24 protein-coding genes are annotated in these 24,695 nt (G+C 72.7%); 9 read left to right on the top strand and 15 right to left on the bottom strand.

Translation table 11 applies throughout. The features are described 5' to 3' along the window. Positions 1 to 42: 42 nt before the first annotated feature. On the bottom strand, positions 43 to 759 hold the full coding sequence (locus ABTY61_RS18365) for a prepilin peptidase (protein ID WP_350506042.1): 717 nt from the start codon (positions 757 to 759) through the stop codon (positions 43 to 45). Between the two features lie 281 nt (positions 760 to 1,040). Here ABTY61_RS18365 and ABTY61_RS18360 point away from each other — a divergent pair, with 281 nt between their 5' ends. Next, positions 1,041 to 2,255: a pyridoxal phosphate-dependent aminotransferase gene (locus ABTY61_RS18360; RefSeq protein ID WP_350506041.1), complete on the top strand. Its 1,215-nt coding sequence runs from the start codon at positions 1,041 to 1,043 to the stop codon at positions 2,253 to 2,255. A gap of 208 nt (positions 2,256 to 2,463) precedes the next feature. Here the strand turns inward: ABTY61_RS18360 and ABTY61_RS18355 are convergent, their stop codons facing one another. Next, a complete protein-coding gene (locus ABTY61_RS18355; RefSeq protein ID WP_350506040.1) occupies positions 2,464 to 4,290 on the bottom strand; it encodes a phosphoenolpyruvate carboxykinase (GTP) in 1,827 nt (608 codons plus the stop codon). A gap of 285 nt (positions 4,291 to 4,575) precedes the next feature. Here ABTY61_RS18355 and trhA point away from each other — a divergent pair, with 285 nt between their 5' ends. Further along, positions 4,576 to 5,268, top strand: a complete 693-nt coding sequence (trhA, locus tag ABTY61_RS18350; protein ID WP_350506039.1) for a PAQR family membrane homeostasis protein TrhA — start codon at positions 4,576 to 4,578, stop codon at positions 5,266 to 5,268. On the opposite strand, the gene ABTY61_RS18345 is transcribed toward trhA, so the two are convergent. Next, positions 5,239 to 5,805 carry a hypothetical protein gene (locus tag ABTY61_RS18345; RefSeq protein WP_350506038.1) on the bottom strand — a complete coding sequence of 189 codons (567 nt, stop codon included), beginning with the start codon at positions 5,803 to 5,805 and terminating at the stop codon, positions 5,239 to 5,241. The genes trhA and ABTY61_RS18345 overlap by 30 nt on opposite strands. A gap of 313 nt (positions 5,806 to 6,118) precedes the next feature. Here ABTY61_RS18345 and ABTY61_RS18340 point away from each other — a divergent pair, with 313 nt between their 5' ends. Together ABTY61_RS18340 and ABTY61_RS18335 are read left to right on the top strand one after the other, a co-directional pair. Then, on the top strand, positions 6,119 to 7,675 hold the full coding sequence (locus tag ABTY61_RS18340; RefSeq protein ID WP_350506037.1) for an MFS transporter: 1,557 nt from the start codon (positions 6,119 to 6,121) through the stop codon (positions 7,673 to 7,675). An 8-nt stretch (positions 7,676 to 7,683) separates the two neighbouring features. Next, on the top strand, positions 7,684 to 8,340 hold the full coding sequence (locus tag ABTY61_RS18335) for a TetR family transcriptional regulator (protein ID WP_350506036.1): 657 nt from the start codon (positions 7,684 to 7,686) through the stop codon (positions 8,338 to 8,340). Between the two features lie 69 nt (positions 8,341 to 8,409). Here the strand turns inward: ABTY61_RS18335 and ABTY61_RS18330 are convergent, their stop codons facing one another. Together ABTY61_RS18330 and ABTY61_RS18325 are read right to left on the bottom strand one after the other, a co-directional pair. Beyond that, a complete protein-coding gene (locus ABTY61_RS18330) occupies positions 8,410 to 9,282 on the bottom strand; it encodes a hypothetical protein (protein ID WP_350506035.1) in 873 nt (290 codons plus the stop codon). A gap of 8 nt (positions 9,283 to 9,290) precedes the next feature. Further along, positions 9,291 to 9,965, bottom strand: coding sequence for a papain-like cysteine protease family protein (locus ABTY61_RS18325; protein WP_350506034.1), 675 nt, complete (start codon positions 9,963 to 9,965; stop codon positions 9,291 to 9,293). A gap of 214 nt (positions 9,966 to 10,179) precedes the next feature. On the opposite strand from ABTY61_RS18325, the gene ABTY61_RS18320 reads away from it, so the two are divergent. Then, positions 10,180 to 11,148, top strand: a complete 969-nt coding sequence (locus ABTY61_RS18320) for a hypothetical protein (protein WP_350506171.1) — start codon at positions 10,180 to 10,182, stop codon at positions 11,146 to 11,148. A gap of 13 nt (positions 11,149 to 11,161) precedes the next feature. On the opposite strand, the gene ABTY61_RS18315 is transcribed toward ABTY61_RS18320, so the two are convergent. After that, positions 11,162 to 11,308, bottom strand: coding sequence for a hypothetical protein (locus ABTY61_RS18315; RefSeq protein WP_350506033.1), 147 nt, complete (start codon positions 11,306 to 11,308; stop codon positions 11,162 to 11,164). Positions 11,309 to 11,320: 12 nt separating this feature from the next. Next, positions 11,321 to 12,991: an alpha/beta hydrolase gene (locus ABTY61_RS18310; protein ID WP_350506032.1), complete on the bottom strand. Its 1,671-nt coding sequence runs from the start codon at positions 12,989 to 12,991 to the stop codon at positions 11,321 to 11,323. An 86-nt stretch (positions 12,992 to 13,077) separates the two neighbouring features. Here ABTY61_RS18310 and ABTY61_RS18305 point away from each other — a divergent pair, with 86 nt between their 5' ends. Beyond that, entirely contained in the window at positions 13,078 to 13,443 is a 366-nt protein-coding gene (locus ABTY61_RS18305; protein ID WP_350506031.1) for a hypothetical protein, read from the top strand. A gap of 54 nt (positions 13,444 to 13,497) precedes the next feature. Here the strand turns inward: ABTY61_RS18305 and ABTY61_RS18300 are convergent, their stop codons facing one another. The 4 genes from ABTY61_RS18300 to mca all read right to left on the bottom strand — a co-directional run bounded on the left by ABTY61_RS18300 (position 13,498) and on the right by mca (position 17,753). Further along, positions 13,498 to 14,361, bottom strand: coding sequence for a GNAT family N-acetyltransferase (locus ABTY61_RS18300; protein WP_350506030.1), 864 nt, complete (start codon positions 14,359 to 14,361; stop codon positions 13,498 to 13,500). A 39-nt stretch (positions 14,362 to 14,400) separates the two neighbouring features. Next, positions 14,401 to 16,458, bottom strand: coding sequence for a thioredoxin domain-containing protein (locus ABTY61_RS18295; RefSeq protein ID WP_350506029.1), 2,058 nt, complete (start codon positions 16,456 to 16,458; stop codon positions 14,401 to 14,403). 148 nt (positions 16,459 to 16,606) lie between these two features. Then, on the bottom strand, positions 16,607 to 16,798 hold the full coding sequence (locus ABTY61_RS18290) for a hypothetical protein (RefSeq protein WP_270144532.1): 192 nt from the start codon (positions 16,796 to 16,798) through the stop codon (positions 16,607 to 16,609). A 49-nt stretch (positions 16,799 to 16,847) separates the two neighbouring features. After that, the gene (gene mca / locus ABTY61_RS18285) at positions 16,848 to 17,753 is read right to left on the bottom strand and encodes a mycothiol conjugate amidase Mca (RefSeq protein WP_350506028.1); all 906 of its coding nucleotides are present in this window, start codon (positions 17,751 to 17,753) and stop codon (positions 16,848 to 16,850) included. Positions 17,754 to 17,993: 240 nt separating this feature from the next. Between mca and ABTY61_RS18280 the strand changes: the two genes are divergently transcribed. Both ABTY61_RS18280 and greA read left to right on the top strand, forming a co-directional pair. Continuing rightward, entirely contained in the window at positions 17,994 to 18,407 is a 414-nt protein-coding gene (locus tag ABTY61_RS18280) for a DUF4307 domain-containing protein (protein WP_350506027.1), read from the top strand. A gap of 358 nt (positions 18,408 to 18,765) precedes the next feature. Further along, positions 18,766 to 19,266, top strand: a complete 501-nt coding sequence (gene greA / locus ABTY61_RS18275) for a transcription elongation factor GreA (protein WP_350506026.1) — start codon at positions 18,766 to 18,768, stop codon at positions 19,264 to 19,266. A gap of 87 nt (positions 19,267 to 19,353) precedes the next feature. On the opposite strand, the gene ABTY61_RS18270 is transcribed toward greA, so the two are convergent. The 3 genes from ABTY61_RS18270 to ilvA form a co-directional block, all read right to left on the bottom strand. Further along, on the bottom strand, positions 19,354 to 20,211 hold the full coding sequence (locus ABTY61_RS18270; protein ID WP_350506025.1) for an ABC transporter permease: 858 nt from the start codon (positions 20,209 to 20,211) through the stop codon (positions 19,354 to 19,356). A gap of 1 nt (position 20,212) precedes the next feature. Beyond that, positions 20,213 to 21,313: an ATP-binding cassette domain-containing protein gene (locus ABTY61_RS18265; RefSeq protein ID WP_350506024.1), complete on the bottom strand. Its 1,101-nt coding sequence runs from the start codon at positions 21,311 to 21,313 to the stop codon at positions 20,213 to 20,215. A 257-nt stretch (positions 21,314 to 21,570) separates the two neighbouring features. Continuing rightward, a complete protein-coding gene (gene ilvA, locus ABTY61_RS18260; RefSeq protein ID WP_350506023.1) occupies positions 21,571 to 22,782 on the bottom strand; it encodes a threonine ammonia-lyase in 1,212 nt (403 codons plus the stop codon). Between the two features lie 122 nt (positions 22,783 to 22,904). Here ilvA and ABTY61_RS18255 point away from each other — a divergent pair, with 122 nt between their 5' ends. Next, a complete protein-coding gene (locus ABTY61_RS18255) occupies positions 22,905 to 23,387 on the top strand; it encodes a MarR family winged helix-turn-helix transcriptional regulator (RefSeq protein WP_350506022.1) in 483 nt (160 codons plus the stop codon). A gap of 12 nt (positions 23,388 to 23,399) precedes the next feature. On the opposite strand, the gene ABTY61_RS18250 is transcribed toward ABTY61_RS18255, so the two are convergent. Further along, complete coding sequence (locus ABTY61_RS18250; protein WP_350506021.1) at positions 23,400 to 24,554, bottom strand: cystathionine gamma-synthase; 1,155 nt, start codon at positions 24,552 to 24,554, stop codon at positions 23,400 to 23,402. Between the last annotated feature and the right edge of the window lie 141 nt (positions 24,555 to 24,695).

Genomic DNA, 24,695 nt, shown 5'->3' with positions numbered 1-24,695 from the left:
CCCCTCCGTCATCTCGCCGGCACCGCTACCCCGCCGGCACCGCTATCTCGCCAGCACCGCGGTGAGCGCGCCGAGCAGCAGGAACGGGCCGACCGGGACGTCGAGTCCGCGCCACGGGCGCCGGCGGACCAGCAGGGCGGCGACCCGCAAGGAGCCCCACAGCCCGGCCAGCACCACCGCGGCGACCAGCCCGCCGATCGCCACCCGCCAGCCGTACCAGCCGAGCAGCCCGCCCAGGGCGAGCCCGAGCGGGGAGTCTCCGGGGCCCAACGCGCCGATCTGGACCGCGACTTCGAGCAGCGCCCCGACCGCCAGCGCGACCAGCAGGCAGCGCAGCAGCACCCCCGGGCGCCCCTCGGCCAGCGCCGCCACCGCCAGCAGCACGGCCACCCCGGCCAGCAGCGGCACCGTCAGCCGGTACGGCAGCCGACGCACCCGCGCGTCGGTGAAGCCGAGTGCCACGCCGAACCCGCCCGCCCAGGCGAGCGCCGCCGTCTGCGGGCCGTCCGCCGCGTACGCCACCGCGACCGCGACCGCCGCCGCGACCACCTCCACCGTTCCCGCACCGGCCCCCAGCCGCCCCCGGCAGCCCGGGCAGCGACCGGTCGGCGGCAGCAGCCGCCCCACCGGGCGCCCGCACAACGGACAGGCCTCGCACCAGGATTCGCCCTCGGCCACGGCGCAGCGGGCGACCAGCGCGCGCAGCGCGGGCGCCAACAGGAGACCGACCAGCACCGCCCCGGCCACGACCGCCGCCACCGGCACTCCCCCTCCTCGTCGACGCACCGGGCCCCATCTTCCCGCCCGGGGCGGGCCGGCGGTGTGCCGTCCGTCTCGTTCCGCACCGGAATCCGCACGGGGAATGGACGGCGTTCCTCGCATACATGAGCATTACGGACATTCGGCCAGCGGTTTGGAAGGCCGTTCGACACCCCCGCCTGTCGATCCAAGGCCGACCCAAGGATGCCCTTCCAGGCCCGGCGAGCCGCCTCCCCGGACACCCGGCGCCGGGCCCCGGCGTGCCCCTAAAGTAGGCAGGCATGCAGGTCATCCAGTCCAGCAAGCTCGCCAACGTCTGCTACGACATCCGCGGCCCGGTGCTCGACGAGGCGATGCGGCTGGAGGAACAAGGCCACCGCATCCTCAAGCTCAACACCGGCAACCCGGCCACCTTCGGCTTCGAGGCGCCCCCGGAGATCCTCCAGGACATCCTGCGCAACCTCGCGAACGCGCACGGGTACGGCGACTCCAAGGGCCTGCTCTCGGCCCGCCGCGCCGTGGTGATGCACTACGAGGACCGCGGCCTGCACGGACTCTCCGTCGACGACGTCTTCCTCGGCAACGGCGTCTCCGAGCTGATCCAGCTCGCGATGACCGCGCTGCTGGACGACGGCGACGAGGTGCTCGTCCCGGCGCCGGACTACCCGCTGTGGACCGCCTCGGTCTCGCTGGCCGGCGGCACCGCGGTGCACTACCGCTGCGACGAGCAGTCCGAGTGGTACCCGGACCTCGCCGACATCGAGGCCAAGGTCACCGACCGGACCAGGGCCATCGTGGTGATCAACCCCAACAACCCGACCGGCGCGGTCTACCCGCGCGAGGTGCTGGAGGGCATCGCCGAGATCGCCCGCCGGCACCAGCTGGTGGTCTACGCGGACGAGATCTACGACAAGATCCTCTACGACGACGCCGAGCACATCCCGCTGGCCACCCTGGCCCCGGACCTCTTCTGCGTCACCTTCAACGGACTGTCCAAGGCGTACCGGGTCGCGGGCTTCCGCTCCGGCTGGATGGTGCTCTCCGGCGACCGCCAGCGCGCCCAGAGCTACGTCGAGGGCCTGACCGTGCTCGCCTCGATGCGGCTGTGCGCCAACATGCCGGCCCAGCACGCGGTGGCCGCCGCGCTCGGCGGACGGCAGTCGATCAAGGACCTGGTGCTGCCCGGCGGCCGGCTGCTCGCCTCGCGCGACGCCGCGTACGAGCTGCTCAACCAGATCCCGGGGGTCAGCTGCGTCAAGCCGAAGGGCGCGCTGTACGCCTTCCCCCGGCTGGACCCGAAGGTCTACAAGATCAAGGACGACGCCCAGATGGTGCTGGACCTGCTGCGCTCCCAGCGCATCCTGCTGGTCCAGGGCACCGGCTTCAACTGGCCCGAACCGGACCACTTCCGGCTGGTCACGCTGCCGCGCGCCGAGGAGATCACCGACGCGGTGACCAGGATCGGCGAATTCCTCAGCGGCTACACCCAGCCCTGACCGCCCCCGTCCCCTCCCCTCGGGAGGGGACGCTGCTTCGCGGGAATCGCGGGAATCGCGGGAGGGAAAGCACTACGGCCGGAGTCCCTTGCCCTGATGGTCTCCTTGGTCGGGGAAAGACCACCCGGCGGAACTCCGGCCGTCCCGTCACTCGGTCGGCGCGCGGTTCGTGCCGCGCGCCGACCTCTCGCTCGACTGAGGCTCAGGCTCAGCCGAGGCGCGCGACCAGGCTCCGGTACTCGTCCCACAGCTCCTTCGGGGTGTGGTCGCCGAACAGCTCCAGGTGGGCCGGCACCAGCGCGGCCTCCTGGCGCCAGATGTCGGCGTCCACGGTGAAGAGCAGGTCGAGGTCCTCCTCGGACAGCTTCAGGTCACCCAGGTCGAAGCCCTCGACCTTCGGCAGCACGCCGATCGGGGTCTCGACGCCGTCGGCGGTGCCCTCCAGGCGCTCGACGATCCACTTGAGCACGCGGCTGTTCTCGCCGTAGCCGGGCCAGACGAACTTGCCCTCGGCGTTCTTGCGGAACCAGTTGACGTAGTAGATCTTCGGCAGCTTGGCGGCGTCCGCCTGGGCGCCGACCTTCAGCCAGTGGGCGAAGTAGTCGCCCATGTTGTAGCCGCAGAACGGCAGCATCGCGAACGGGTCGCGGCGCAGCTCGCCGACGGTGCCCTCGGCGGCGGCGGTCTTCTCGGAGGCGATGTTGGCGCCCAGGAAGACGCCGTGCTGCCAGTCGAAGGACTCGGTCACCAGCGGGACGGCGGTGGCCCGGCGGCCGCCGAACAGGATCGCCGAGATCGGCACGCCCGCCTGGTCCTCCCACTCGGGGGCGATGGTCGGGCACTGCGCGGCCGGGACGGCGAAGCGGGCGTTCGGGTGGGCGGCGGGGGTGCCGGACTCGGGGGTCCAGTCGTTGCCGCGCCAGTCGGTGAGGTGCGCCGGGGGCTCCTCGGTGAGGCCCTCCCACCACACGTCGCCGTCGTCGGTGAGGGCGACGTTGGTGAAGACGGTGTTGCCCCAGAGGGTGTCGATGGCATTGGCGTTGGTGTCCACGCCGGTACCGGGGGCGACGCCGAAGAAGCCGGCCTCGGGGTTGATGGCGTACAGGCGGCCGTCGGCGCCGAAGCGCATCCAGGCGATGTCGTCGCCGATGGTCTCGACCTTCCAGCCCGGGATGGTCGGCTGGAGCATGGCCAGGTTGGTCTTGCCGCAGGCCGACGGGAAGGCGGCCGCGACGTACTTGACCTCGCCGGACGGCGGGGTGAGCTTGAGGATCAGCATGTGCTCGGCCAGCCAGCCCTCGTCGCGGGCCATGGTCGAGGCGATGCGCAGCGCGTAGCACTTCTTGCCGAGCAGGGCGTTGCCGCCGTAGCCGGAGCCGAAGGACCAGATCTCCTTGGTCTCCGGGAAGTGCGAGATGTACTTGGTGCTGTTGCACGGCCACGGCACGTCCGCCTCGCCCTCGGCGAGCGGGGCGCCGACGGTGTGCACGGCCTTGACGAAGTCGCCGTCCTCGCCGAGCTGCTCGAGCACGGCCCGGCCCATGCGGGTCATCACGCGCATCGACACGGCGACGTAGGCGGAATCGGTGATCTCGACGCCGTACGCGGCCAGCGGGGATCCGACCGGGCCCATCGAGAAGGGCACGACGTACATCGTGCGGCCCTTCATCGCGCCGCGGAACAGACCCTGCTCGCCCTGGAAGATCTCCCGCATCTCGGCGGGGGCCTTCCAGTGGTTGGTCGGGCCGGCGTCCTTCTCCTGCTCGGAGCAGATGAAGGTGCGGTCCTCGACACGCGCCACGTCCGAGGGGTCCGAGGCGGCGTAGTAGGAGTTGGGGCGCTTGTCCTCGTTCAGCTTCTTGAAGGTGCCCTGAGCCACCAGCAGGTCCGCGAGGCGCTGGTACTCCTCGTCGGAGCCGTCGCACCACTCGATGCGGTCCGGCTGGGTGAGCTCGGCGATCTCGCTCACCCAAGCGAGCAGCTGCTTGTGGCGGGTGGGCGCGGATGCGCTGAGAGCAGAGATCTCGTACGACACGATCGCTCCGTTTCACGCCGTCCCGGCGGGGAGACGGCGTTGCGGGGGTCTGAGGGTGCTTGCAGCGTAGACCCGGCTCCTGGCCCCCAATGCGGCATTGCGGCGAAATTGACGCATCTTTTACTACAGTAGGTATGATTACTGGCCAGTAATAGGCCATGTCCATCGAGCCTGGAGTGTGCGGCACCACACTCCGATTACTCCAAAACGTCCAAGAGTGATGATCACCACTTCCCTACGCGCCGGTAACCTACGGTCCCGTAGGTAGCAGGTAACATGCTGCCCATGACTGCTGCTGCGCTCGCGGAGAGCACTGGGGAGGATCCGGCCGAGAGCCGGGAGGGCAAGCCGAAGTGGCGCGGCTGGCTGCACGCCGGGATGTTCCCCGCCACCGTCGCCGCCGGGATCGTGCTGATCTGCCTGGCCGACTCCACGCCGGCCAAGATCGCCTGCGCGATCTACTCGGTCAGCGCCTGGCTGCTGTTCGGGGTCAGCGCGGTCTACCACCGCTTCGACTGGGGCCCGCGCGGGGACGCCGTACTCCGACGGCTGGACCACGCGAACATCTTCCTGATCATCGCGGGCACCTACACGCCGTTCACGATCCTGCTGCTCAACGGCGCCGACCAGCAGATACTCCTCTGGGTGGCCTGGGGCGGAGCGCTCGCCGGGATCGCCTTCCGGGTGTTCTGGGTCGGCGCGCCGCGCTGGCTGTACACCCCCGTGTACATCGCGCTGGGCTGGGCCGCCGCCTTCTTCCTGCCGGACTTCCTGCGCGCCGGCGGGGTCGCCGTGCTGGTGCTGATGATCGTCGGCGGGGTGCTCTACAGCATCGGCGGCGTGGTGTACGGGCTCAAGCGGCCCAACCCCTCACCGCGCTGGTTCGGCTTCCACGAGGTGTTCCACGCCTTCACCCTCGGTGCCTTCATCGTGCAGTACGTCGGCGTCTCACTGGTGGCGTACAGCGCGGCCGGCTGAACCCGGCGCACCCCGACGGGCGGTCGTCCGGTCCACGGACCGGGTGGCCGCCCGTTCCGCCGTCCACGGCCGCTCGTACCCGGCCCGGCCCTGCGGGCGGCGCGGGTACGACGGGTGGTCAGCCGCACCGGACTCCGACTGCGGGGAGTGCACCGCCTCGACGGCCTCCGGCGAGTCCGGCAGCTCCGACTCGACCTCCGGACGCACCGAACCGGCCGCCACCCCGACCGCCGACCCGACCCGCCCGCGCGCCTGCCGCTCGTCCAGCGCCTCGCGGGCCCGGCGGCAGCGCTCGCAGTGGGCGGCGTCCGGGATCCCGCGCCGCGGCCGGTGCCCGGCCCGGGAGGGCCGCCGGTGCGCGGCCTGCCAGCGGCGGCCGACGTACACCATGAACACCAGCGTCTCGCCCCCGGCGACCGCGAGCACCAGCGGCGCACCGTTGATCAGATAGGCCGCGACCACGGCCAGCGCGGAACCCACCACCACGGCCGCGCCCCACACCTGGGCACTCGCCTGCCTGTCGTCACCGTCAGCCACTTCGGCTCCCCTTTCCCGGCGCCGGGCTCGTGGTCGGCTCCTGCCGCCCCACCCCTTCTCCGCTCTCGGCACGCGTCCGGCCAGCACTGACCGATTGCCACATGGTATCTACCGACAGTCACCCGGGGCCGCCCCGAAGCGGCGAACGACAGATCAACGTTGCGTCAATTCCACATGCGGAAGCAGCACTTCCAGGACACATCACGGAGAGTGATCATATCGTCACAACGCCTCCAGATTGACGGTCCGGCTCTTTTGGGAGTTACTGTCATTTGACAGAGACTTTCTCAAGCCACAGCCCCTGGAGGCCGCCGTGCCCGCCGACCCGCGCCGCTGGCTCGCCCTGATCGCCGTCGCCCTGAGCGTCCTGGTGATCAGCTTCGACATGACGATCCTCAACGTCGCCCTGCCCACCCTCGCCGCACAGCTCCAGGCCACCACCGGGCAGCAGCAGTGGATCGTCGACGCCTACACCGTGGTCTTCGCCGCGGTGATGCTCCCGGCCGGCCTGCTCGGCGACCGCTACGGCCGCCGCCGCACGCTCACCGTCGGCCTCGCCCTGTTCGGACTCGCCTCCGCCGTCGGCATGCTCACCGACTCCCCCGGCACCCTGATCGCCGCCCGCGCCGCCATGGGCCTGGCCGCCGCGCTCGTCATGCCGATGTCGCTGGCGGTCATCCCCGGGATCTTCCCCGCCGGCGAACGGCGCCGGGCCAGCGCACTCCTCACCGCCGCCATCGCCGTCGGCGCCCCGCTCGGACCGCTGATCGGCGGCCTGCTGCTCCAGCACTTCTGGTGGGGATCGGTCTTCGCCGTCAACGTCCCGCTCACGGTGATCGGCATTGCCGCCTGCCTCCTGCTGCTGCCCGAGTCCCGCAACCCCTCCGCGCCCCGGATGGACCTGCCCGGCACCGTCCTCGCCGCCACCGGCCTCGGCGCACTCACCTACGGCATCATCGAAGGCTCCGACCGAGGCTGGGCCGACCCGCTGGTGCTCACCACGCTGATCGGCTCGGTGGTCCTGCTCACCGCCCTGGTGCTGCGCAGCCGACGCCGGCCCGACCCGATGCTCGACCTCACCCTGCTCGCCGAGCCGACCTTCCGCTGGGCCTCGGTCGCCGCCACCCTGATCTCGCTCGTCCTGTTCGGCGCCTTCTTCGTCCTGCCGCTCTACTTCCAGAGCGTGCTCGGCGCCGACGCCCTCGGCTCCGGACTGCGACTGATGCCGATGATGCTCGGCCTGCTCGTCGCCGCCCGGCTCAGTGAGCGGCTGGTGGCGCGGATGGGCGCCCGTGCCGTGATCACCCTCGGCCTGGCCCTGCTCGCCGCCGCCCTGCTGTTCGGCAGCCGCACCGGCAGCGCCGACGGGTACGGGCGGGCCGCGATCTGGCTCATCGTCCTCGGTCTCGGCATGGGCCTGGCCCTGATCACCGCCCAGGCCTCCGCCCTGATCACCCTGCCGCCCGCCCGGGCCGGCGTCGGCTCCGGACTGCTCCAGACCCTGCGGCAGGTCGGCGGCGCGATCGGGATCGCCGCCTTCGGCAGCCTGCTGGCCGGGGCGTACCGGGGTGCGCTGGACACCGGCGGGCTCCCCGCCGAGGCGGCGCAGCGGGCCGGGACGTCGGTGGTCGCCGCCGACGCCGTCGCCCGGGAGACCGGGCGGCCGGCGCTCGGCGCCGCGGCGCACGCGGCGTACGTGCACGGGATGGGGGTGGTGCTGCTCGTCGCCGGGCTGGTCGCGGTGCTCTCGGCGGTGCTGGTCGCGGCCCGGATGTCGAGCGGGGACGGTGCTCCGGCCCCGGACCCGGCCCCGGCCGACGCCGTCGCTGAGGGCCCGGCCGGAGCCGCCGCCACCGGAGATCACCGATAATCGGGGGCATGAAGACCGAGCAGCCGACCACGGCCCTCCCGGACGGCCCGACCAACCCGGTCCAGGCTCTGCTGGAGGCGCCGCTGTCGCTGCGCGAGCGGAAGAAGCTGAAGACCCGGCAGACGGTGCGCCGCGAGGCGTACCGCCTGTTCTCCGAACAGGGCTACGAGAACACCACGGTGGAACAGATCGCGGCCGCCGCCGAGGTCTCCCCCTCCACCTTCTTCCGGTACTTCGCCACCAAGGACGACCTCGTCCTCACCGACGAGTACGACCCCGCGATCATCGCCGGCCTGCTCGACCGGCCGGCCGACGAGCCCTTCCTCCGATCCTGCCGGGAGACCCTCATCGGCCTGATCCGCACCCTGCTCCAGCACGAACGCCAGGAACTGCTGACCCGGATGCGGCTGGTCACCCAGGTCCCCGCGCTGCGCGCCGGAATGTTCCGCACCGGCAACAGCCCGCACGAGCTCTACCTCTCCGTGCTCACCCGGCGGGCCGGCGTCGAGGAACCCACGTACGCCATGCGGGTCACCGCCGCCGCCATCGGCGCCGCCACCACCGAGGCCGTGCTGCAGTGGGCCGCGGACGACGGCCGGGAGGACATCGCCGACCTGGTCGGCCGCGCCTTCGCGCTGCTGGAGAACGGCTTCGCCGGGGTGTGAGCCCCCGACGCGAGCGGGGCCCGGCTCGGTGAGCCGGGCCCCGGTGGGCATCGGTGGTGCTGCTGCCCGTCAGCGGAGGCCGCGCCGCCGCCGTAGCACCGCGCCGGCACCCACACCCGCGGCCGCCAGCGCGGTGGCGCCCAGCGCCGCGGCCGCCGTCACGGCCGGAACCGCCGAACCGCCGCCCGCCGCCGCCACCGGGGCGGCCTTCGGGGCGGCCTCCGCCCCGGTCTCCAGCGGGTAGCCGCCGCCCTTGCCGTCCCGGTCGTACGCCGAGCCGGGCAGCTTGTCCCCGTACCGCTGGTGCACCAGCTGCTGGTACGCGGCCAGCGACACCCCGCCCGAGCCCACCGAGCGCCGGGCCTCGTCGTCCAGCGGCAGCACCCGGCCGTCGCGCAGCACGTACCAGGCGTTGACCTGCGGCTCCCGGAAGGCCGTGCCGCCGCCGCTGCCGGCCGCCTTCGCCGCGTAGTCGCTCTCGTCGCCGCCGGAGGCGATGTTCACGACCCGCCAGGCGTCACCCTGCCGGACCGTCCAGACCGAGGCGGTCTGCCCGTCCGCCGCGACCACCTTGCTCGCGGTGAACTCGGCCTTCGCCACCGGTGCGCCCGGGTTGCCGGCCACGAAACCGGCATCCAGGGTGTAGACCGGCACGGTGTCCCCGGCCAGGCGGGGCGCCGCGTCGCCCGCCGCCTTCGCCTCCTCGGCCGCGCCGATGGTCAGCTGCTGGGTCGGCGGGACGCCCTTGCGGGCGAAGAAACGGCCCACTTTGTCGAGTACCGACGGGTCCTGGACCGCGCTGCGGGCCCCGGCCAGGTCGGCGGCGGGCACCGCCTCGGGCGCGGGCCCGTCGGCGTGCGCGGCCGGGGTGAACGCCAGCCCGAGGCCGGCGGCGAGCAGGGCGGTGACGGCGGCCCGACGGGCCTTGCTGAGCTCGGTCATGGTCGTCCTCACGCGCCGATCCGGTACAGGGAGTGGGTCCAGGAGAACGTGTCGTTGTTCACGTAGTACCAGTAGTCCGCCCAGTTGTAGCGGTAGTTGGACGGCCACGGGTCGCCCCAGTAGACCCAGTTGTTGCCGGTGTCGTAGCCGTACAGGACGTGCATGTGCCCGCCGCCCGAGCTCCACTGGATGCGCGTCTCGACCGGCCGGTTGGCGTCCACCTCCGCCTGCACGGTGCTGTAGCGCAGGTAGCCGGTCACGTACGAGCCCGGGTTGATGCCGACCCAGTCCAGCCCGTTCTGCACATCGGCCAGCGAGGCCTGGCTGTTGGGGCAGCTGGAGTCGACCGAGCGGCCGAACGCGGCGTTGCAGAACTGGTTCTGGCTGTAGTTGTAGCCGAACCAGGTGGCGATGGTGTTCCCGCTCGCCGCCCAGCACCAGTTGGTCTGCTGTTGCTGCTGCATGGTGATGTTGAGCTTCTTGTACGTGCCGGCCAGATCGGCCGTACTGCCGGACGCCGCCGCCGGGCGGGCCTGGTGTGCGGCCCGGTGGAGGGCGGGGGCCGGGGCGGGCGTGGGGGCCGCCGCCGCCGGGGTGCTCGCCGCGGCGGTCAGCGCCGGGCCCAGCACGCCCAGGGCCAACAGCGAGACCGCGCGGCGCAGCCGTATCCGTGGAACTGGCATGGGGGAATGCCTCCTTGCACGAGTGGAGCGAGGTGCTGTGTGGGGGCGCGGTCCGGATCGCGCCCCGAGCATCGCGCCGCACTCCGGGCCTGGTCAACGGCCCCGGACGGGCTCCGACCCCGGTGTGAACGGGCCCGCGTGGATGTGAACGGCACCCGGGAAACCCCGGCGCGAGCTGCCCGGACCGGTGACAAACCGCCGACCGGATGTGAATATTCACGGTCAAAACCCGGCCCGCGCCCGCCAGGAGACCGCCATCCACCGAAGCGACCCAGCCGACCTCGCCGCCGCCCTGCGCACCGGCCCGTTCCACCTCGCCCTGCGCACCGCCATCGCCAGCCGCGGCCTCGCCCTGCACCGCATCCGCCGCCACCTCGCCCTGCGCGGCGTCAATGTCGGCCTCACCAGCCTCAGTTACTGGCAGCAAGGACGGCGCCGCCCCGAACGCCCCGAATCACTGCGCGCCGTCGCCGCCCTCGAAGACGTCCTCGACCTGCCCGAACACTCCCTCACCCGGCTGCTCGGCCCCCGCCGCACCGCCGCGGCCGCCGGGCCCCCCGTCCGCCCCTACCGCGACCTGATCTCCCCGCCCACCGCCGTCGACGACCTGCTCGCCATGCTCGCCGGCCCCCGCGACACCGGCCTCCACACCATCACCCACATCGAACGCATCCGCATCGGCCCCGACCGCCAACTCACCCGCCGCGACTCCCAACACGCCCTGCGCGCCCACCGCGACGGCATCGACCGCTACCTCGCCCTCCACCAGGGCGACCCCGGCAGCGACACCGCCCTCGTCGGCGTCCGCGCCGAGGAGAACTGCCGCCCCGGCCGCATCCGCCGCGACCAGGCCCACCACCTGATCGCCGCCGAACTCCTCCTCGACCGCCGCCTCCGCCCCGGCGACACCCACCTCCTCGGCTACGGCTTCGACGACGCCCCCACCCCCACGCCCAGCTGCGAGTACGTCCGCGGCTTCAACTCCGGCGCCGGCCAGTACGTCCTCCAGATCACCTTCCACCCCACCGCCCTCCCCGTCCGCTGCCACCGCATCGCCCTCCACTCCCCCGGCGAACCCCCTTACGAGACCGAGGAGTTGACCCTCGACGGCCACCACTGCGTCCACCTGGTCGCCACGGCGGTCCGGCCGTGCATCCTGGGGATCCGCTGGGACTGGGAGTGAGGCGGGGCGGCGGTCAGTGCGACCGGTACGGGTCGTCGAGGTCGGGAGCGGGGGCCTGACCGGCCTGTCGCTCGCCGACCGGAGGGGCGCCGTAGTCCTGCTCCGGCTGGTCGTGCACCCCGAAGGCATCCGTCCACGCGGTGGGAACAGCCCAGCCCACGTCGTGGCCGCTTCACCCCCGTCGACCCTGGAGCTTGACGCCCCCGCTGCCCGTGACGACGGCCGCGATGTTGTCCAGCGAGGGCCCGCCCCGCCCATTCAAGTACTTGGTGTGCGCGTCGACGGGGTTGCCGCGGCTCCAGTCGTCGACGGTGAAGCGGTTCGCGCCGAAGCGCTTGCTGGACGGATCCCTGCCGTACCAGCGCTCGTCCGGGTCGAGGCTGAACTTCGACGGGGCGTGCGTCACGACGTCGTTGTCAGCGGCACCGACCCAGACATGACCGGCGGGAATCCCGAGGTCAGCGGCCTTGTCCACGCCGACACCCGGGCTGCCGATGAAGACCACGTCGTCCGGCGGCACGTCGTGCGACCCCGGCCGGGTGGCGAGCCTGGTGGCCTGGCCGACCAGGTAGGACCCGTAACTGTGCCCCACCGCGGTGACATGCGGACACCGGCTGCCCTCGTGGCTCGCCCGCACTCCGCTCAGGAAGTTCGCGTACGCCGGGGCGCCGTCCTTGCCCGCCTTCGTCGACGCGGCTCCGAGGTCCATCCCCGGCGGGTCGTAACCGAGCCAGACCACCGAGGCGACGGAGTGGCCGGCCGGGGCCCTGCCGCTCGCGGCGCGGTAGAGGTTCAGGCCGTTCTCCGCCTCGTTGGTCCCGTCGTTCTCCCCCGGCCCGAGGCTGTCCATGGTGGTGGTGATCCCCGGAACGTAGGCGGAGATGTCGGTGGCGGTGTCGGGATTCCCGTAGGAGAGGACCGCCCGCCCTCGGCCCTCGCTCCCGAGACCGAGCAAGTAGACCGGTGGCTCCCCCTTGTTCTGCGAGAGGCGCTTGTCGATGGGCCCGTAGAGCGCGAGAAGGTTCTTCTCGCCGGAGTTCAGCTCCCCCGGCTTCTTGCCCCTGATGTTCCTCATCAGGTTGTCCAGTCGGTCGCGGTTCACCCTGTCCCGCACCTCCGCGGGAATGCCGTCGAGGTTGCCGAGCACCTCCGGGTGGTGGCCGAGGAACCACTGCCGGCCCTGCGGGCCGAGCCCCTTCCACCAGAAGTTGACCTCAGTGGCAGGCGCGCCCTTGAGCGGCATGTTCCGCCGCCACTCCGGGTTGGACGCATCGCCGAACTGTTCCATGTACGCATCGGCGCCGGCCGTCTTCTCGTCCAGGCCCGACTTGTCCTTGGCGTGCCCGGCGAACCTGTTGAGCCCCGCGGTCAGCGCGTCGTCGGCCTCCGCCGCGTCGGCCAGCGCCTTGGCGATCTGCTTGCCGATCCCGTCGGCGGCCGTCGTCTGCCTGGCCTCCCAGCCCGGCGCCTGGTACGGACCGGTCGACGCGGGCCGGCTCACCGCGCCGGTGTCGCTGACCGTGAAGCCCTTCGCCTGCGCATCCGACAGTGCGGTGGTGAGCCTGCCCTGGGCCAGCGTCATGGCATCGGCGCAGTCACGGATCTCCTTGCCGATCAGGCCGAGTTCCGTCGCCGCCGCGCGCATCCTGCCGGTGAAGTCGTCGAGCACCGGCAGCGCGGCGTCGGCGGCCGGCCCCGACCACCGGGAGCCGTGGGCCCGGTCGGCGGTCCCGCTCTTCCAGTCCGTGGCGTGTTGCGCCATGGCCTTGCCCAGCGCGTCGTACGCCCCCGCCGCCGTGTACAGGTCCGCCGGTTTGGCGTTCCGCAGGCGTGCGATGTCCATCCCGCACCCCCTGTGCGTTCTGTGTCCGCCACGGCACTCACAGCTACCATAGCGTCCGCGACCGACCCGGATGTCAGGGGGAACCGATGGGACAGGCCCCGGGATTCACCGTCAAGCCGGGCGAGTTGACCGCCGCCGGGAACAACGCGCTGACGGTCGCCGGGAAGGTCCCCGAGGAGACGGCGAAGCTCGCCGAGCCGAGCAGCGCGGCCGCCGGGAGCCTGGCCGGCTGGCAGAGCGCGGCGGCGCTGACCGGGTGCAGCAGTGCCTGGCAGACGCTGCTGGACGGGCTCGCCACCGACCTGAAGACCGCCGGGGGCCACCTGATCTCCTGCGCGCACGACTACCGGAACGCCGACCACCTGCCGCCGCCGATCGCGACGGCGGCCCGCGACCCCTTCGAGACGAAGGTGGTCGGGGTGCCCGGCGTCCGTCCGCCCCAGGACGCGTGACGCCCGGCGTCTGACGCATCCCGCCTCACGCATCCCGCCTGACGCGTAACTCCGCTACGGCGTCCGGAAGTCCACCACCAGGCAGTCCTCCACCGGCCGGTAGCCGATCTGCTGGTAGATGGAGTTGCTGATCGGGTTGGCGAGGTCGGTGTAGAGCAGCACCTCCTGCGCCCCCAGACCGAGCACATGGGCGGAGGCCGCCGCGGTGACCGCGCTGGCGTAACCGCGGCCCCGGCGGTCGGCGGGGGTGTAGACCGGGCCGATGCGGGACATTCCGGCGAGCACGGGGCTGGCGCCGGCCAGGGCGACCGGGGTGCCCGCGTCCTCCCAGAGGTGGAGGCCGCCGGCGGCCAGCTTGTCGTCCACCGCCCGGGCCACGCCGGAGGGGGTGATCTCGACTTCGCGCAGGAACTCCTCGTACCAGCGGATCGCCAGCTCCCGGTCGGCCGGTCCGGCGAGCCGGGGCCGACCGGCGGGCGGGCGCGGCGGGTCGGTGAGCCGGCCGAGCCGGTAGAGCCGCTCCTCGACCCGGACGAAGTGGTCGATGCCGGTGGCGGCCGTCCAGGCCGCGGCGAAGGCGCGGACCGGCTCGGCCCCGCCGCCGACGCCGGCGACCTCGGTGAACCCGGGGCCCGCCTCGGCCAGGCGGACCGCCAGCTCGGCGGCCAGGGCCGGTGGCATGGCGGAGAGCCGGGGGCCGAACGGCGGGGTCTGCAGGAAGGCGCCCTCCACCGGACCGCCCGGTTCGGCCTGCCACCAGCCGAAGACCGGCGGCCGGTCCCCGAAGGCGTCGAGGCCGGATCCGGCAAGCCGGTGGGCGATGGTGAGCAGGACGGTGTTCTCGGCCGGGCGGGTGGCCAGGAAGTCGCCCGCATGGTGGCGGAAGTCGTCGAGCGAGGGGCTGAGCGTCCAGGTCATGGCCCATCCTCACCCCGCTCGACGCCCGTGCGCCAACGGTTATTCGCCCACGACCGCAACGACGCCGAGCCGCTCGCCGAGCACCGCCGGATCGGTGGTGGGCGCCTCGCAGGCGAAGTGCCGGCAGACGTAGGCCGCGGGCGCGCCGCCGACCAGCGGGCGCTCCGCCAGCAGCGGCACCTCGTCGGCGGCCTCGCCCGGCTCGCCGACCGCGACGACGGCGCCGGGCGCCGTGCCGAGCAGCGCGGCCCGGCGCAGCGCCGCGGTGGCCGGGTGGTCGGCCGGGCCGACGACGGCGACCTCGCGCGGTCCGTCCAGCAGGGCCTCGGCGACGGCGAGGCCCCAGCCGATGAACCTCGGGGCCTGGGCGGCCAGGGCGCCGACGATGCCGAGGGCGCGTTCGGCGGCCGCGCGGTGCCGCTCGGAGCCGGTGTACGCGGCGTAGCCGAGGAGGGCCCCGGCGGCGGCCGTCCAGCCGGAGGGGGTGGCGTTGTCGGTCGGGTCCTGGGGGCGGCGGATGAGCTCCTCGGCGTCGTCGGCGGTGTCGTACAGGGCGCCGGAGGTCTCGTCGGTGAAGTGCTTGAGCACGGTGTCGAGCAGGCCGCCCGCCAACTGGAGCCATTCCGCCTCGCCGGTGACGGCGTAGAGCGCGAGGAAGCCCTCGGCGGTGTCCGCGTAGTCCTCCAGGACGCCGGCGTTGGTGCCGGGCCGGCCGTCCCGGGAGGTGCGCAGCAGTCGGCCGTCGGGGGTGAGGTGGACGGCGAGCAGCAGGTCGGCGGCGCGTTCGGCGGCCTCGACGAGGTCGGGGCGGTCAAGCAGGGCGCCGGTCTCGGCGAGGGCGGCGATGGCGAGGCCGTTCCAGGCGGCGACCACCTTGTCGTCGCGGGCGGGTGCGGGCCGGGCCGCCCGGGCCTCGGACATCCGCCGCCGGATCTCCTCGTACTCGGCGAAGTCCTCGGGGTCGGCGAGGAGTTGGAGCACGGAGGTGCCGTGTTCGAAGGTGCCGGCGGCGGTGACGGTGAACAGCCGGGCGGCGGTGGCCGCGTCGGCCGGGCCGAGCAGGTCCACCAACTGGCCGGGCTCCCAGACGTAGTAGGCGCCTTCGGCGGAGGCCCCGGTCTCCTCGTCCAGGCTGTCGGCGTCCAGCGCGGAGGCGAACGCGCCCTCGGGCGTGCGGAGTTCGTTCAGCAGGAAGTCGGCCGTCGACAGCGCGACCCGGCGGGCGAGCGCGGAGCCGGTGGCCCGCCACAGGTGCAGGTAGACGCGCAGCAGCAGGGCGTTGTCGTACAGCATCTTCTCGAAGTGCGGCACCACCCAGTCGGCGTCCACGGCGTAGCGGGCGAAGCCGCCGCCGAGCTGGTCGTGGATGCCGCCGCGGGCCATCGCCTCGGCGGTGCGGACGGCCATCTCCAGGGCCGCCTCGGAGCCGGTCCGGGCGTGGTGGCGGAGCAGGAACTCGATCACCATGGCCGGCGGGAACTTGGGGGCCCCGCCGAAGCCGCCGCGGTTCTGGTCGAACTCCCGGCTGAGCCCGACCAGCGCCTGGTGCAGGTCGGCGTCGCCGGGCGGGTGGTGGGCCCCGGCGGAGTAGACGGCGGCCCGCTCGGCGAGGTCGGCCCTGATCCGCGCGGCGACCTCGCCGACCTCCTGCCGCCGGTCCCGCCAGGCCGCGTCCACACCCTCCAGCACCTGCCGGAAGCTCGGCATCCCGTGCCGGGGCCGGGGCGGGAAGTAGGTCCCGAAGTAGAACGGCTCCTTGCCGGGCGTGAGGAAGACCGTCATCGGCCACCCACCCTGCCCGGTCGCGGCCTGCACGGCCTCCATGTACACCGCGTCGACGTCCGGCCGCTCCTCCCGGTCCACCTTGACCGAGACGAACCGCTCGTTCAGGTACCCGGCGAGCTCGGCGTCCTCAAAACTCTCGTGCGCCATCACATGGCACCAGTGACAGGCGGCGTACCCGACGCTCAGCAGCACCGGCACCCCGCGCCGCTCGGCCTCGGCGAAGGCCTCCGGCCCCCAGGGCCACCAGTCGACCGGGTTCTCGGCGTGCTGCTGCAGGTAGGGCGAGGTCGCGTCCGCGAGACGGTTCGGCATGCCGCCCATCCTCCCGCATCCCCCGCCCCGCTCGCGCTGCCCGCGCCGCGAACCGGCGCCGGACCCGTCCGACGCCGGATGCCGGACGCCGCGCAGCGGGAGCGCCCACGAAGCCCCGGGGCCCGAGAAGGCCCCTGGCCCCGGGGGCTCACTCCTTGGGCGCCTCCGGCTCCTCCGTGAAGTCGACCTTCTTGAACTGCCGGTTCATCGACTTGGCCAGGAACCACGTCGCCACGCCGAGGGCGGCGAAGACGACGAAGCCGAGGAGACCGGGGGTGACCTTGGCGTCGTCGACGGCGAGGTCAGCGGCGAGGTGGATGAGGTTCACGGGGGCACTCATATCTCTATGGTGGCCCGGCTCACGTCGAGCCGGGCCGTCGGGGGGTGGTTCAGTCGCGCGTGTCGGCGGACTCGGCCGCCAGGCTGGGGATGCGCAGGCCGGCGAACAGGTCGTCCTCCGGGAGGTCCACGTCGATCAGGGTACGGCTGAGCTCGTAGTCCTCGGTGGGCCAGACCTCGCGCTGGACGTCGAGCGGGACGCGGAACCAGGGGCCGTCCGGGTCGATCTGGGTGGCGTGGGCGATCAGCGCGCGGTCGCGGGTCTCGAACCAGTCGCCGCAGCGCACCCGGGTGGTGATCTCGCGCTCCTGGCGGCCGCTCTTCTCCCAGCCCGCGATCCACTCGCCGTACGGGGAGTCGAGACCGTGCTCGGTGAGGTACTGGTGCAGGGCGCGGATGCGGCCCATCGGGAAGCCGTGGTTGTAGTAGAGCTTGAGCGGCTGCCAGGGCTCGCCGGCCTCGGGGTAGGCGTCCGGGTCGCCGGCGGCGTCGAAGGCCAGCATGGTGATCTTGTGGGTCATGATGTGGTCCGGGTGCGGGTACCCGCCGTTCTCGTCGTAGGTCGTGATGACCTGCGGCTTGAACTCGCGGATCAGCCGGACCAGCGGCTCGGCCGCGTCCTTGACGTCCTGCAGCGCGAAGCAGCCCTCGGGCAGCGGGGGCAGCGGGTCGCCCTCCGGCAGGCCGGAGTCGACGAAGCCCAGCCAGGCCTGCTTGACGCCGAGGATCGCCCGCGCCTCGTCCATCTCCTTGCGGCGCACCTCGTGGATGTTCTCCTCGATGTACGGGTCCCCCTGCAGCTTGGGGTTGAGAACCGACCCGCGCTCGCCCCCCGTGCAGGTGGCCACGAGCACGTCCACACCCTGCTCGACGTACATGGCCATGGTGGCCGCGCCCTTGCTGGACTCGTCGTCCGGGTGGGCGTGCACCGCCATCAGTCGCAACTGCTCAGTCAACGCCTTGCGTTCCTTCCACATAGTCGGGCGTTCCGCGAAGTCCGGGTCTGCCCACCGTACGAACCGCTCACTTCGGGACCGCGTCGCCGCGAGGCCGGCCCTCGGCCGGTCTCCGGCTCGGACGAGCCCCGCCCCGCCGGACCGGCCGCGGGCGTGTCCCTCCTATAGTGACGGACTGGAGGTCCGTCGCATTCCCCCGCACCATCCGCGCGGCCCCTCCCTAGGAGAGGACGGAGTCCGATGAGCGCACAGAGCACCGCCACGCAGCTGCCCGAGGGCCGCTACGGCCGGAGGGGCGACGGCGAGTCGGACCGCCGTCTGAAGGCCGTCGGCGCGGTCTGCGGCGTGCTCGGCCTGGGGCTGATCGCCTGGCTGGGCGGCTCCTACCTGCTGCGCGAGACGAAGATCAACGGTTCGGTGCCGACCTTCCAGGTGCTCTCCGACTCCGAGGTGCAGCTGCACCTGACCGTGAGCAAGAGCGACGGGACGGCCGGCACCTGCACGGTCCGTTCGCAGAGCGACGACCACGCCGTGGTGGGAGTGGCCGACTTCCCCGTCCCGGCGGCCGGGTCCAGCTACGAGGCCACCGTCACCCTGCGCACCACCGCCCGCGGCACCACCGCCGAACTGCTCGGCTGCACCCCGGCGAAGTAGGGCCGGGCAACCGGGGAAACGCCCGGCGAGGCTGCCCGGGAAACGCCCGGCGGAGCAACGGGCGACCGTCGGGCCGAGCGGGCCCGGAACGCCCCCGGGACGCATATTCGTTCAGCAGAACGGGCATCCGTAGGGAGTCCCGCAGCCGGTTGCCGTACACCCTGGCGTCACGCCACCGTCAATGCCGCGACAACGCCTCTCCCGCTTGTCGGCAGGACTTGTTAGGCTCGTGGTTTCGCCCCTTCCGCACCGGATGGTACGGGAGCGGGCGTTGCTTTGTAGTTAAGACCGAAATCATCGTCGACCCTGCTGACGACTCACACCCTCAGCACAGCCCCAGCACCTACGAGGAGCACCCGTGACCCAGACCAGTGAGAACGTGACCTGGCTCACTCAGGCCGGCTACGACCAGCTCAAGGCCGAACTGGATCATCTGACCGGGCCCTGGCGCATCGAGATCGCCCAGAAGATCGAGGCGGCGCGCGAGGAGGGCGACCTCAAGGAGAACGCCGGCTACCACGCGGCGAAGGAGGAGCAGGGCAAGCAGGAGCTGCGCATCCGCCAGCTGACCCAGCTGCTGGAGCGCGCCAAGGTCGGCGAGGCCCCGGCCGACTCCGGCGTGGTGGCCCCGGGCATGGTCGTCACGGTCGCGTTCGACGGCGACGAGGACGACCTCATGGAGTTCCTGCTCGCCTCGCGCGAGGTCGCGGGCGCGGACGCCATCGACGTCTACTCGCCGCAGTCGCCGCTGGGCCGCGCGATCGACGGCAAGAAGATCGGCGACGAGGCCACCTACGAGCTGCCGAACGGCAAGCCCGCCATGGTGAAGATCGTCAAGGTCGTGCCGCACGCCGGCTGATCCGGCACCGAACTGCCGAGCAGCGCCCGAGGGCGGGTGCGCAGTCCCCCGTGGACTCCGCACCCGCCCTCGGGCGTGTGGGACGGTTCAGCCCACCGCCGAGCGGTACTTGCGCACCGACAGCCACGAGAACACCACCGTGATCACCACCGACCACAGCACCGACACCAGCGCCGCGTGCTGCATCGGCCAGGCGCTGTCCACCGGCCCGACCTGGTTGCCGAAGAGGTCCCGGCAGGCCTGCACCGTCGCGCTGAACGGGTTCCAGTAGGCGACGCCCTGCAACCAGCCCGGCATCGAGCTGACCGGCACGAACGCGTTGGACACGAAGGTCAGCGGGAACAGCCAGATCAGCCCGGCCGAGGTGGCCGCCTCGGGGCTGCGCACCGAGAGGCCGATCAGCGCGCCGATCCAGGAGAAGGCGTAGCCGAGCAGGAGCAGCAGCGCGAAGGCGCCGAGCGCCTTGAGCACCCCGTCGTGGATCCGCCAGCCGACCAGCAGCGCGACCAGCGCCAGCACCACCAGCGTGAAGGCGGTCTGGCACAGGTCCGCGAGGGTGCGGCCGACCAGCACCGCCGAGCGGGCCATCGGCAGCGAGCGGAAGCGGTCCACCAGGCCCTTGGTCATGTCCTCCGCGATGCCGGCCGAGGCGCCGGCGACGGCGAAGGTGACGGTCTGGGCGAAGATGCCGGCCATCAGGAACTGGATGTACGTGTCGGAGCTGGAGTTCGTCCCGGGGATCTTGATCGCCCCGCCCATGACGTACGAGAACAGCAGCACGAACATGACCGGCTGCATGAGCCCGAACACCACGATCTCGGGGATCCGGGACATCCTGCGCAGATTGCGCTTGGCGACCACCCAGGAGTCATGCAGGGTCGCGGCCAGGCCCCGGCGGGGCGTGGGCATCGCCCCGCCGATGGCGTGCTCGGTGGCGGTGCTCATCTCAGCGCTCCGTTCCGGCCGTGACGGCCTGCTGCTCGTCGGGCCCCCGGCCCGCGCCGTCGTCGCCGGCACCGTCCGCACCGTCTGCACCGCCGCCCGTCGCCCCGCGGCCCCGGCCGCCCCGACCGCGGCCCTTGGGGCCGCCGCCGTCCTCCTCGACCGACTCGGCGACGTGGCCGGTGAGGGTGAGGAAGACGTCGTCCAGGGTCGGGCGGCGCAGTCCTATGTCGTCGATCTCGATGCCCCGGCCGTCCAGTTCGCGGATCACGTCGGCGAGCACCCGGGCGCCGCCGCTGACCGGCACGGTGATCTTCCGGGTGTTCTTCTCCACCGCGGGCGCGCCCAGCGCGTACCCGGACAGCGCCGCGACCGCGTCCGTGACCAGGCCCGGGTCGTGCACCACGACCTCGATCCGTTCGCCGCCGATCTGCGCCTTGAGCTGGTCGGCGGTGCCGCGGGCGATCACCCGGCCGTGGTCGACCACCGCGATGTCGTGGGCGAGGCGGTCGGCCTCCTCCAGGTACTGGGTGGTGAGCAGCAGCGTGGTGCCCTGCTCGACCAGGGTCTCGATGACCTCCCAGAGCGCCAGCCGGTTGCGCGGGTCGAGCCCGGTGGTCGGCTCGTCGAGGAACATCACCGGCGGCCGGACGACCAGCGCGGCGGCGAGGTCGAGCCGGCGGCGCATGCCGCCGGAGTAGGTCTTGGCGGTGCGGTCCTTGGCCTCGGTGAGGTTGAACCACTCCAGCAGCTCCAGCGCGCGGGCCTTCGCGTCGCGGGTGCTCATCTGGTACAGCTCGCCGACCATCGTGAGGTTCTCGAAGCCGGTGAGGTACTCGTCGACCGCCGCGTACTGGCCGGACAGCCCGATCAGGCTGCGGACCTGATTGGGGTGCTTGAGGACGTCGACCCCGGCCACCACCGCGCGGCCGGAGTCGGGGCGGAGCAGGGTGGTCAGGACGCGCACGGTGGTGGTCTTCCCCGCACCGTTCGGGCCGAGCAGCCCGAGCACCGTGCCCTCGGGGACGTCGAGGCTGACGCCGTCCAGAGCTCGTACGTCGCCGAAGGTCTTCACCAGGTTCTCGGCTTGGATGGCTGGCGCCATGGCCTGCCTCATCTCCTCGGACGAATATGGGCGATCTGTCCCACTCTGCCCCTCCTACGGGCGCATGGGCGACTCGGTTCTCGCCCACCGACACAGAACGCGATGTATCGCGAGTCTGGCAACTCGCGATACATCGCGTCAAGGGGATTTCGCAAAACCGCCCGCGCGGGGCCCAGTCCGCACGGGGGCCCAGTCCGCACGGGGGCCCAGTCCGCACGGGGGCCCAGCCCGCACGGAGGCCCAGCCCGCACGGGAGTTCAGTCCGCGACCACGTACCCCGCGTCCCGCAGCTCCCCGACCACCAGGGCGCAGTGCTCCGGCCCCTTGGTCTCCAGGTGCAGGTCCACCTCGACCTCGGTCAGCCCCAGCCGCGGGTCGATCCGGACGTGCGCGACGTCCAGCACATTGGCGTCCACCCTGGTCAGCACCCCCAGCAGGTCCGCCAGCGAGCCCGGCTTGTCCGCCAGCCGCACCCGCAGCGACAGGTAGCGCCCGGCCGCCGCCAGCCCGTGCCGCAGCACCCGCTGCATCAGCTGCGGGTCGATGTTGCCGCCGGAGAGCACCGCGACCACCGGGCCCTCGAAGGAGTCCGGCTGCTCCAGCAGCGCCGCGATCGGGGCCGCCCCGGCCGGTTCGACCACCAGTTTCAGCCGTTCCAGCCCGAGCAGCAGGGCCCGCGACAGCGCGTCCTCGGAGACCGTGCGGATGCCGTCCGCCAGCGTGTTGACCACCTCGAACGGGATGTCCCCGGGGCGCCCGACCATGATTCCGTCGGCCATCGTGGCGAAGTGCTCCAGCGAGACCGGCCGCCCGGCCGCCAGCGAGGGCGGGTACGCGGCGGCGGCCGCCGCCTGCACCCCGACCACCCGGACGTCCGGCCGCAGCGGCTTGACCGCCGCCGCGATCCCGGCCAGCAGCCCGCCGCCGCCCACCCCGACCAGGATGGTGCGCACCTCGGGGCACTGCTCCAGGATCTCCAGGCCGACGGTCGCCTGGCCGGTGACCACGTCCCAGTGGTCGAAGGGGTGGATGAACACCGCGCCGGTCGCCTCCGAGTACCGCTGCGCGGCCTGCAGCGCCTCGTCCACGGTGGTGCCGTGCAGCCGGACCTCGGCGCCGTACTCCCGGGTGGCGGCGACCTTCGGCAGCGGCGCCGCGACCGGCATGAACACGGTCGAGCGCACCCCCAGCAGCGAGGCCGCCAGGGCCACCCCCTGGGCGTGGTTCCCGGCGCTCGCCGCCACCACCCCGCCGGCCCGCTGCACCGGCGAGAGCCCCGCGATCCGCACGTACGCCCCGCGCAGCTTGAAGGATCCGGTGCGCTGGAGGTTCTCGCACTTCAGGTGGACCGGCGCGCCGATCAGCCCGGACAGGTGCCGGCTGCCCTCCATCGGGGTCACCCGGGCGACCCCGGCGAGCATCTTCTGGGCACCGCGGACGTCGTCGAGGGTGATCGGCCAGTTCTGCATGATCCCAGCCTAGAGGCGCGGCCACGGCCAACCCCGGACGTCGGGCCTGTTCCCGGGTCCGCTCCGCCCGCGTACGCTGCTGCTTCTGAGCTTCTCTCACCGCATGACGATCGTGAGCCGCGATGACGACGACCTCGCCCCAGGCCACCGACCGAACCGAGCCCGTGCACACCCAACTCCAGTACCAGCTGGCGGTGTTCGCCCGCCGGATGGAACAGGTCCGGACCTCCGGCGGCGGCGTCGCCGCGCTGGACCGGGCCGCCTACCTGCTGCTCGACCGCCTGGAGCGGCACGGGCCGGCCAACGTCAAGGCGCTGGCCGAGGCGCTCGGTGTGGACTCCTCCACGGTGACCCGCCAGGTCGCCCCGCTGGTCGCGGCCGGACTGGTCGGCCGGGTGCAGGACCCGGCCGACCGCCGGGCGGTACGGCTCGCGCTGACCGCCTGCGGCACCGGCCGGCTCGCCGAAGTCCGGGACGGCCGGGCCGAGTTGACCCGCCGCCTGACCGCCGACTGGCCGCCCGAGGAGCAGCAGGCGTTCTGCGCCCTGCTGGCCCGCTTCAACCACGCGATGGAGTCGTACACGGCGGACCAGCAGGGGCAGTAGCCCTCGACTCCCTCAGCCGAGCGCCTGGGTGAGGTCGGCCAGCAGGTCGTCGATCGACTCGATGCCGACCGAGACGCGCACCAGGTCGGCCGGCACCTCCAGCGGCGAACCGGCCGCCGAGGCGTGGGTCATCCGGCCGGGGTGCTCGATCAGCGACTCCACGCCGCCCAGCGACTCGCCCAGGGTGAACAGCTGAGCGCGGTTGCAGACCTCGACCGCGGCCTCCTCGCCACCGGCCACCCGGAACGAGACCATGCCGCCGAAGGCCTTCATCTGCTTGGCGGCGATGTCGTGGCCGGGGTGCTCGGGCAGGCCCGGGTAGAGCACCTGGCTGACCTTGGGGTGGCCCGCCAGCAGTTCGGCGACCTTCTCCGCGTTGGAGCTGTGCCGGTCCATCCGGACGCCCAGGGTCTTGATGCCGCGCAGCACCAGCCAGGCGTCGAACGGCCCGGAGACGGCGCCCATGGCGTTCTGGTGGTACGCGACCTCCTCGCCGAGACCCGCCTCGGCCAGCACCAGCGCACCGCCGACCACGTCCGAGTGGCCGCCCATGTACTTGGTGGTGGAGTGCACGACCGCGTCCGCGCCGAGCGCGATCGGCTGCTGCAGGTACGGGCTGGCGAAGGTGTTGTCGACCACCAGCAGCGCCCCGGCACCGTGCGCGACCTCGGCCAGCCCGGCCAGGTCGGTGATGCCCAGCAGCGGGTTGGACGGGGTCTCGACCCACACCGCGCGGGTGTTGGGGCGCAGCGCGGCGCGCACGTCGTCCAGCTTCTGGGTGTTGGCGACGGAGAACTCGACGCCCCAGCGGGTCAGCACCTTGGCGAACAGCCGGAAGGTGCCGCCGTAGGCGTCGTTGGGGATCACGATGTGGTCGCCCGGCTTGAGGATGGTGCGCAGCAGGGTGTCCTCGGCCGCCAGGCCGGAGGCGAAGGCGAGGCCGCGGGAACCGCCTTCGAGGGCCGCGAGGCACTCCTCGAGCGCGGTGCGGGTCGGGTTGGCGCTGCGGCTGTACTCGTAGCCGCCCCGCAGGCCGCCCACCCCGTCCTGCTTGTAGGTGGACACCTGGTAGATCGGCGTGACGACGGCCCCGGTCTGGGGGTCTGCTTCCTGACCCGCGTGGATGGCGAGAGTCTCGAAGCCCTGGGGAAGCTGGTGCTCGGTCATGACTCCGAGCCTAACGGCCGTACGGCCGTGCGCCCGCCGGAATCCCGGGACGGACGCCCGCCGGGGCCCGCCGACGTCCCCGGGGCCCCTGCCCCGCCCCCGCCGGGCCGGAATCCGCGGGCCGTCCGGAGCGTTGAACGC

Origin of the sequence: Kitasatospora sp. NPDC096128, from assembly GCF_040303105.1 — a bacterium.
Classification (GTDB): domain Bacteria; phylum Actinomycetota; class Actinomycetes; order Streptomycetales; family Streptomycetaceae; genus Kitasatospora.
The sequence above is the reverse complement of the archived record's forward strand: the minus strand, read 5'-3'. Positions and strand labels throughout refer to the sequence as shown.

Coding starts and splice junctions, on each gene's coding strand:
- ABTY61_RS18360 (WP_350506041.1), top strand. CDS start 1,041: ATGCAGGTCATCCAGTCCAGCAAGCTCGCCAACGTCTGCTACGACATC.
- trhA (WP_350506039.1), top strand. CDS start 4,576: ATGACTGCTGCTGCGCTCGCGGAGAGCACTGGGGAGGATCCGGCCGAG.
- ABTY61_RS18335 (WP_350506036.1), top strand. CDS start 7,684: ATGAAGACCGAGCAGCCGACCACGGCCCTCCCGGACGGCCCGACCAAC.
- ABTY61_RS18330 (WP_350506035.1), bottom strand. CDS start 9,282: ATGACCGAGCTCAGCAAGGCCCGTCGGGCCGCCGTCACCGCCCTGCTC.
- ABTY61_RS18325 (WP_350506034.1), bottom strand. CDS start 9,965: ATGCCAGTTCCACGGATACGGCTGCGCCGCGCGGTCTCGCTGTTGGCC.
- ABTY61_RS18310 (WP_350506032.1), bottom strand. CDS start 12,991: ATGGACATCGCACGCCTGCGGAACGCCAAACCGGCGGACCTGTACACG.
- ABTY61_RS18305 (WP_350506031.1), top strand. CDS start 13,078: ATGGGACAGGCCCCGGGATTCACCGTCAAGCCGGGCGAGTTGACCGCC.
- ABTY61_RS18300 (WP_350506030.1), bottom strand. CDS start 14,361: ATGACCTGGACGCTCAGCCCCTCGCTCGACGACTTCCGCCACCATGCG.
- ABTY61_RS18295 (WP_350506029.1), bottom strand. CDS start 16,458: ATGCCGAACCGTCTCGCGGACGCGACCTCGCCCTACCTGCAGCAGCAC.
- ABTY61_RS18290 (WP_270144532.1), bottom strand. CDS start 16,798: ATGAGTGCCCCCGTGAACCTCATCCACCTCGCCGCTGACCTCGCCGTC.
- ABTY61_RS18280 (WP_350506027.1), top strand. CDS start 17,994: ATGAGCGCACAGAGCACCGCCACGCAGCTGCCCGAGGGCCGCTACGGC.
- ABTY61_RS18270 (WP_350506025.1), bottom strand. CDS start 20,211: ATGAGCACCGCCACCGAGCACGCCATCGGCGGGGCGATGCCCACGCCC.
- ABTY61_RS18265 (WP_350506024.1), bottom strand. CDS start 21,313: ATGGCGCCAGCCATCCAAGCCGAGAACCTGGTGAAGACCTTCGGCGAC.
- ilvA (WP_350506023.1), bottom strand. CDS start 22,782: ATGCAGAACTGGCCGATCACCCTCGACGACGTCCGCGGTGCCCAGAAG.
- ABTY61_RS18255 (WP_350506022.1), top strand. CDS start 22,905: ATGACGACGACCTCGCCCCAGGCCACCGACCGAACCGAGCCCGTGCAC.
- ABTY61_RS18250 (WP_350506021.1), bottom strand. CDS start 24,554: ATGACCGAGCACCAGCTTCCCCAGGGCTTCGAGACTCTCGCCATCCAC.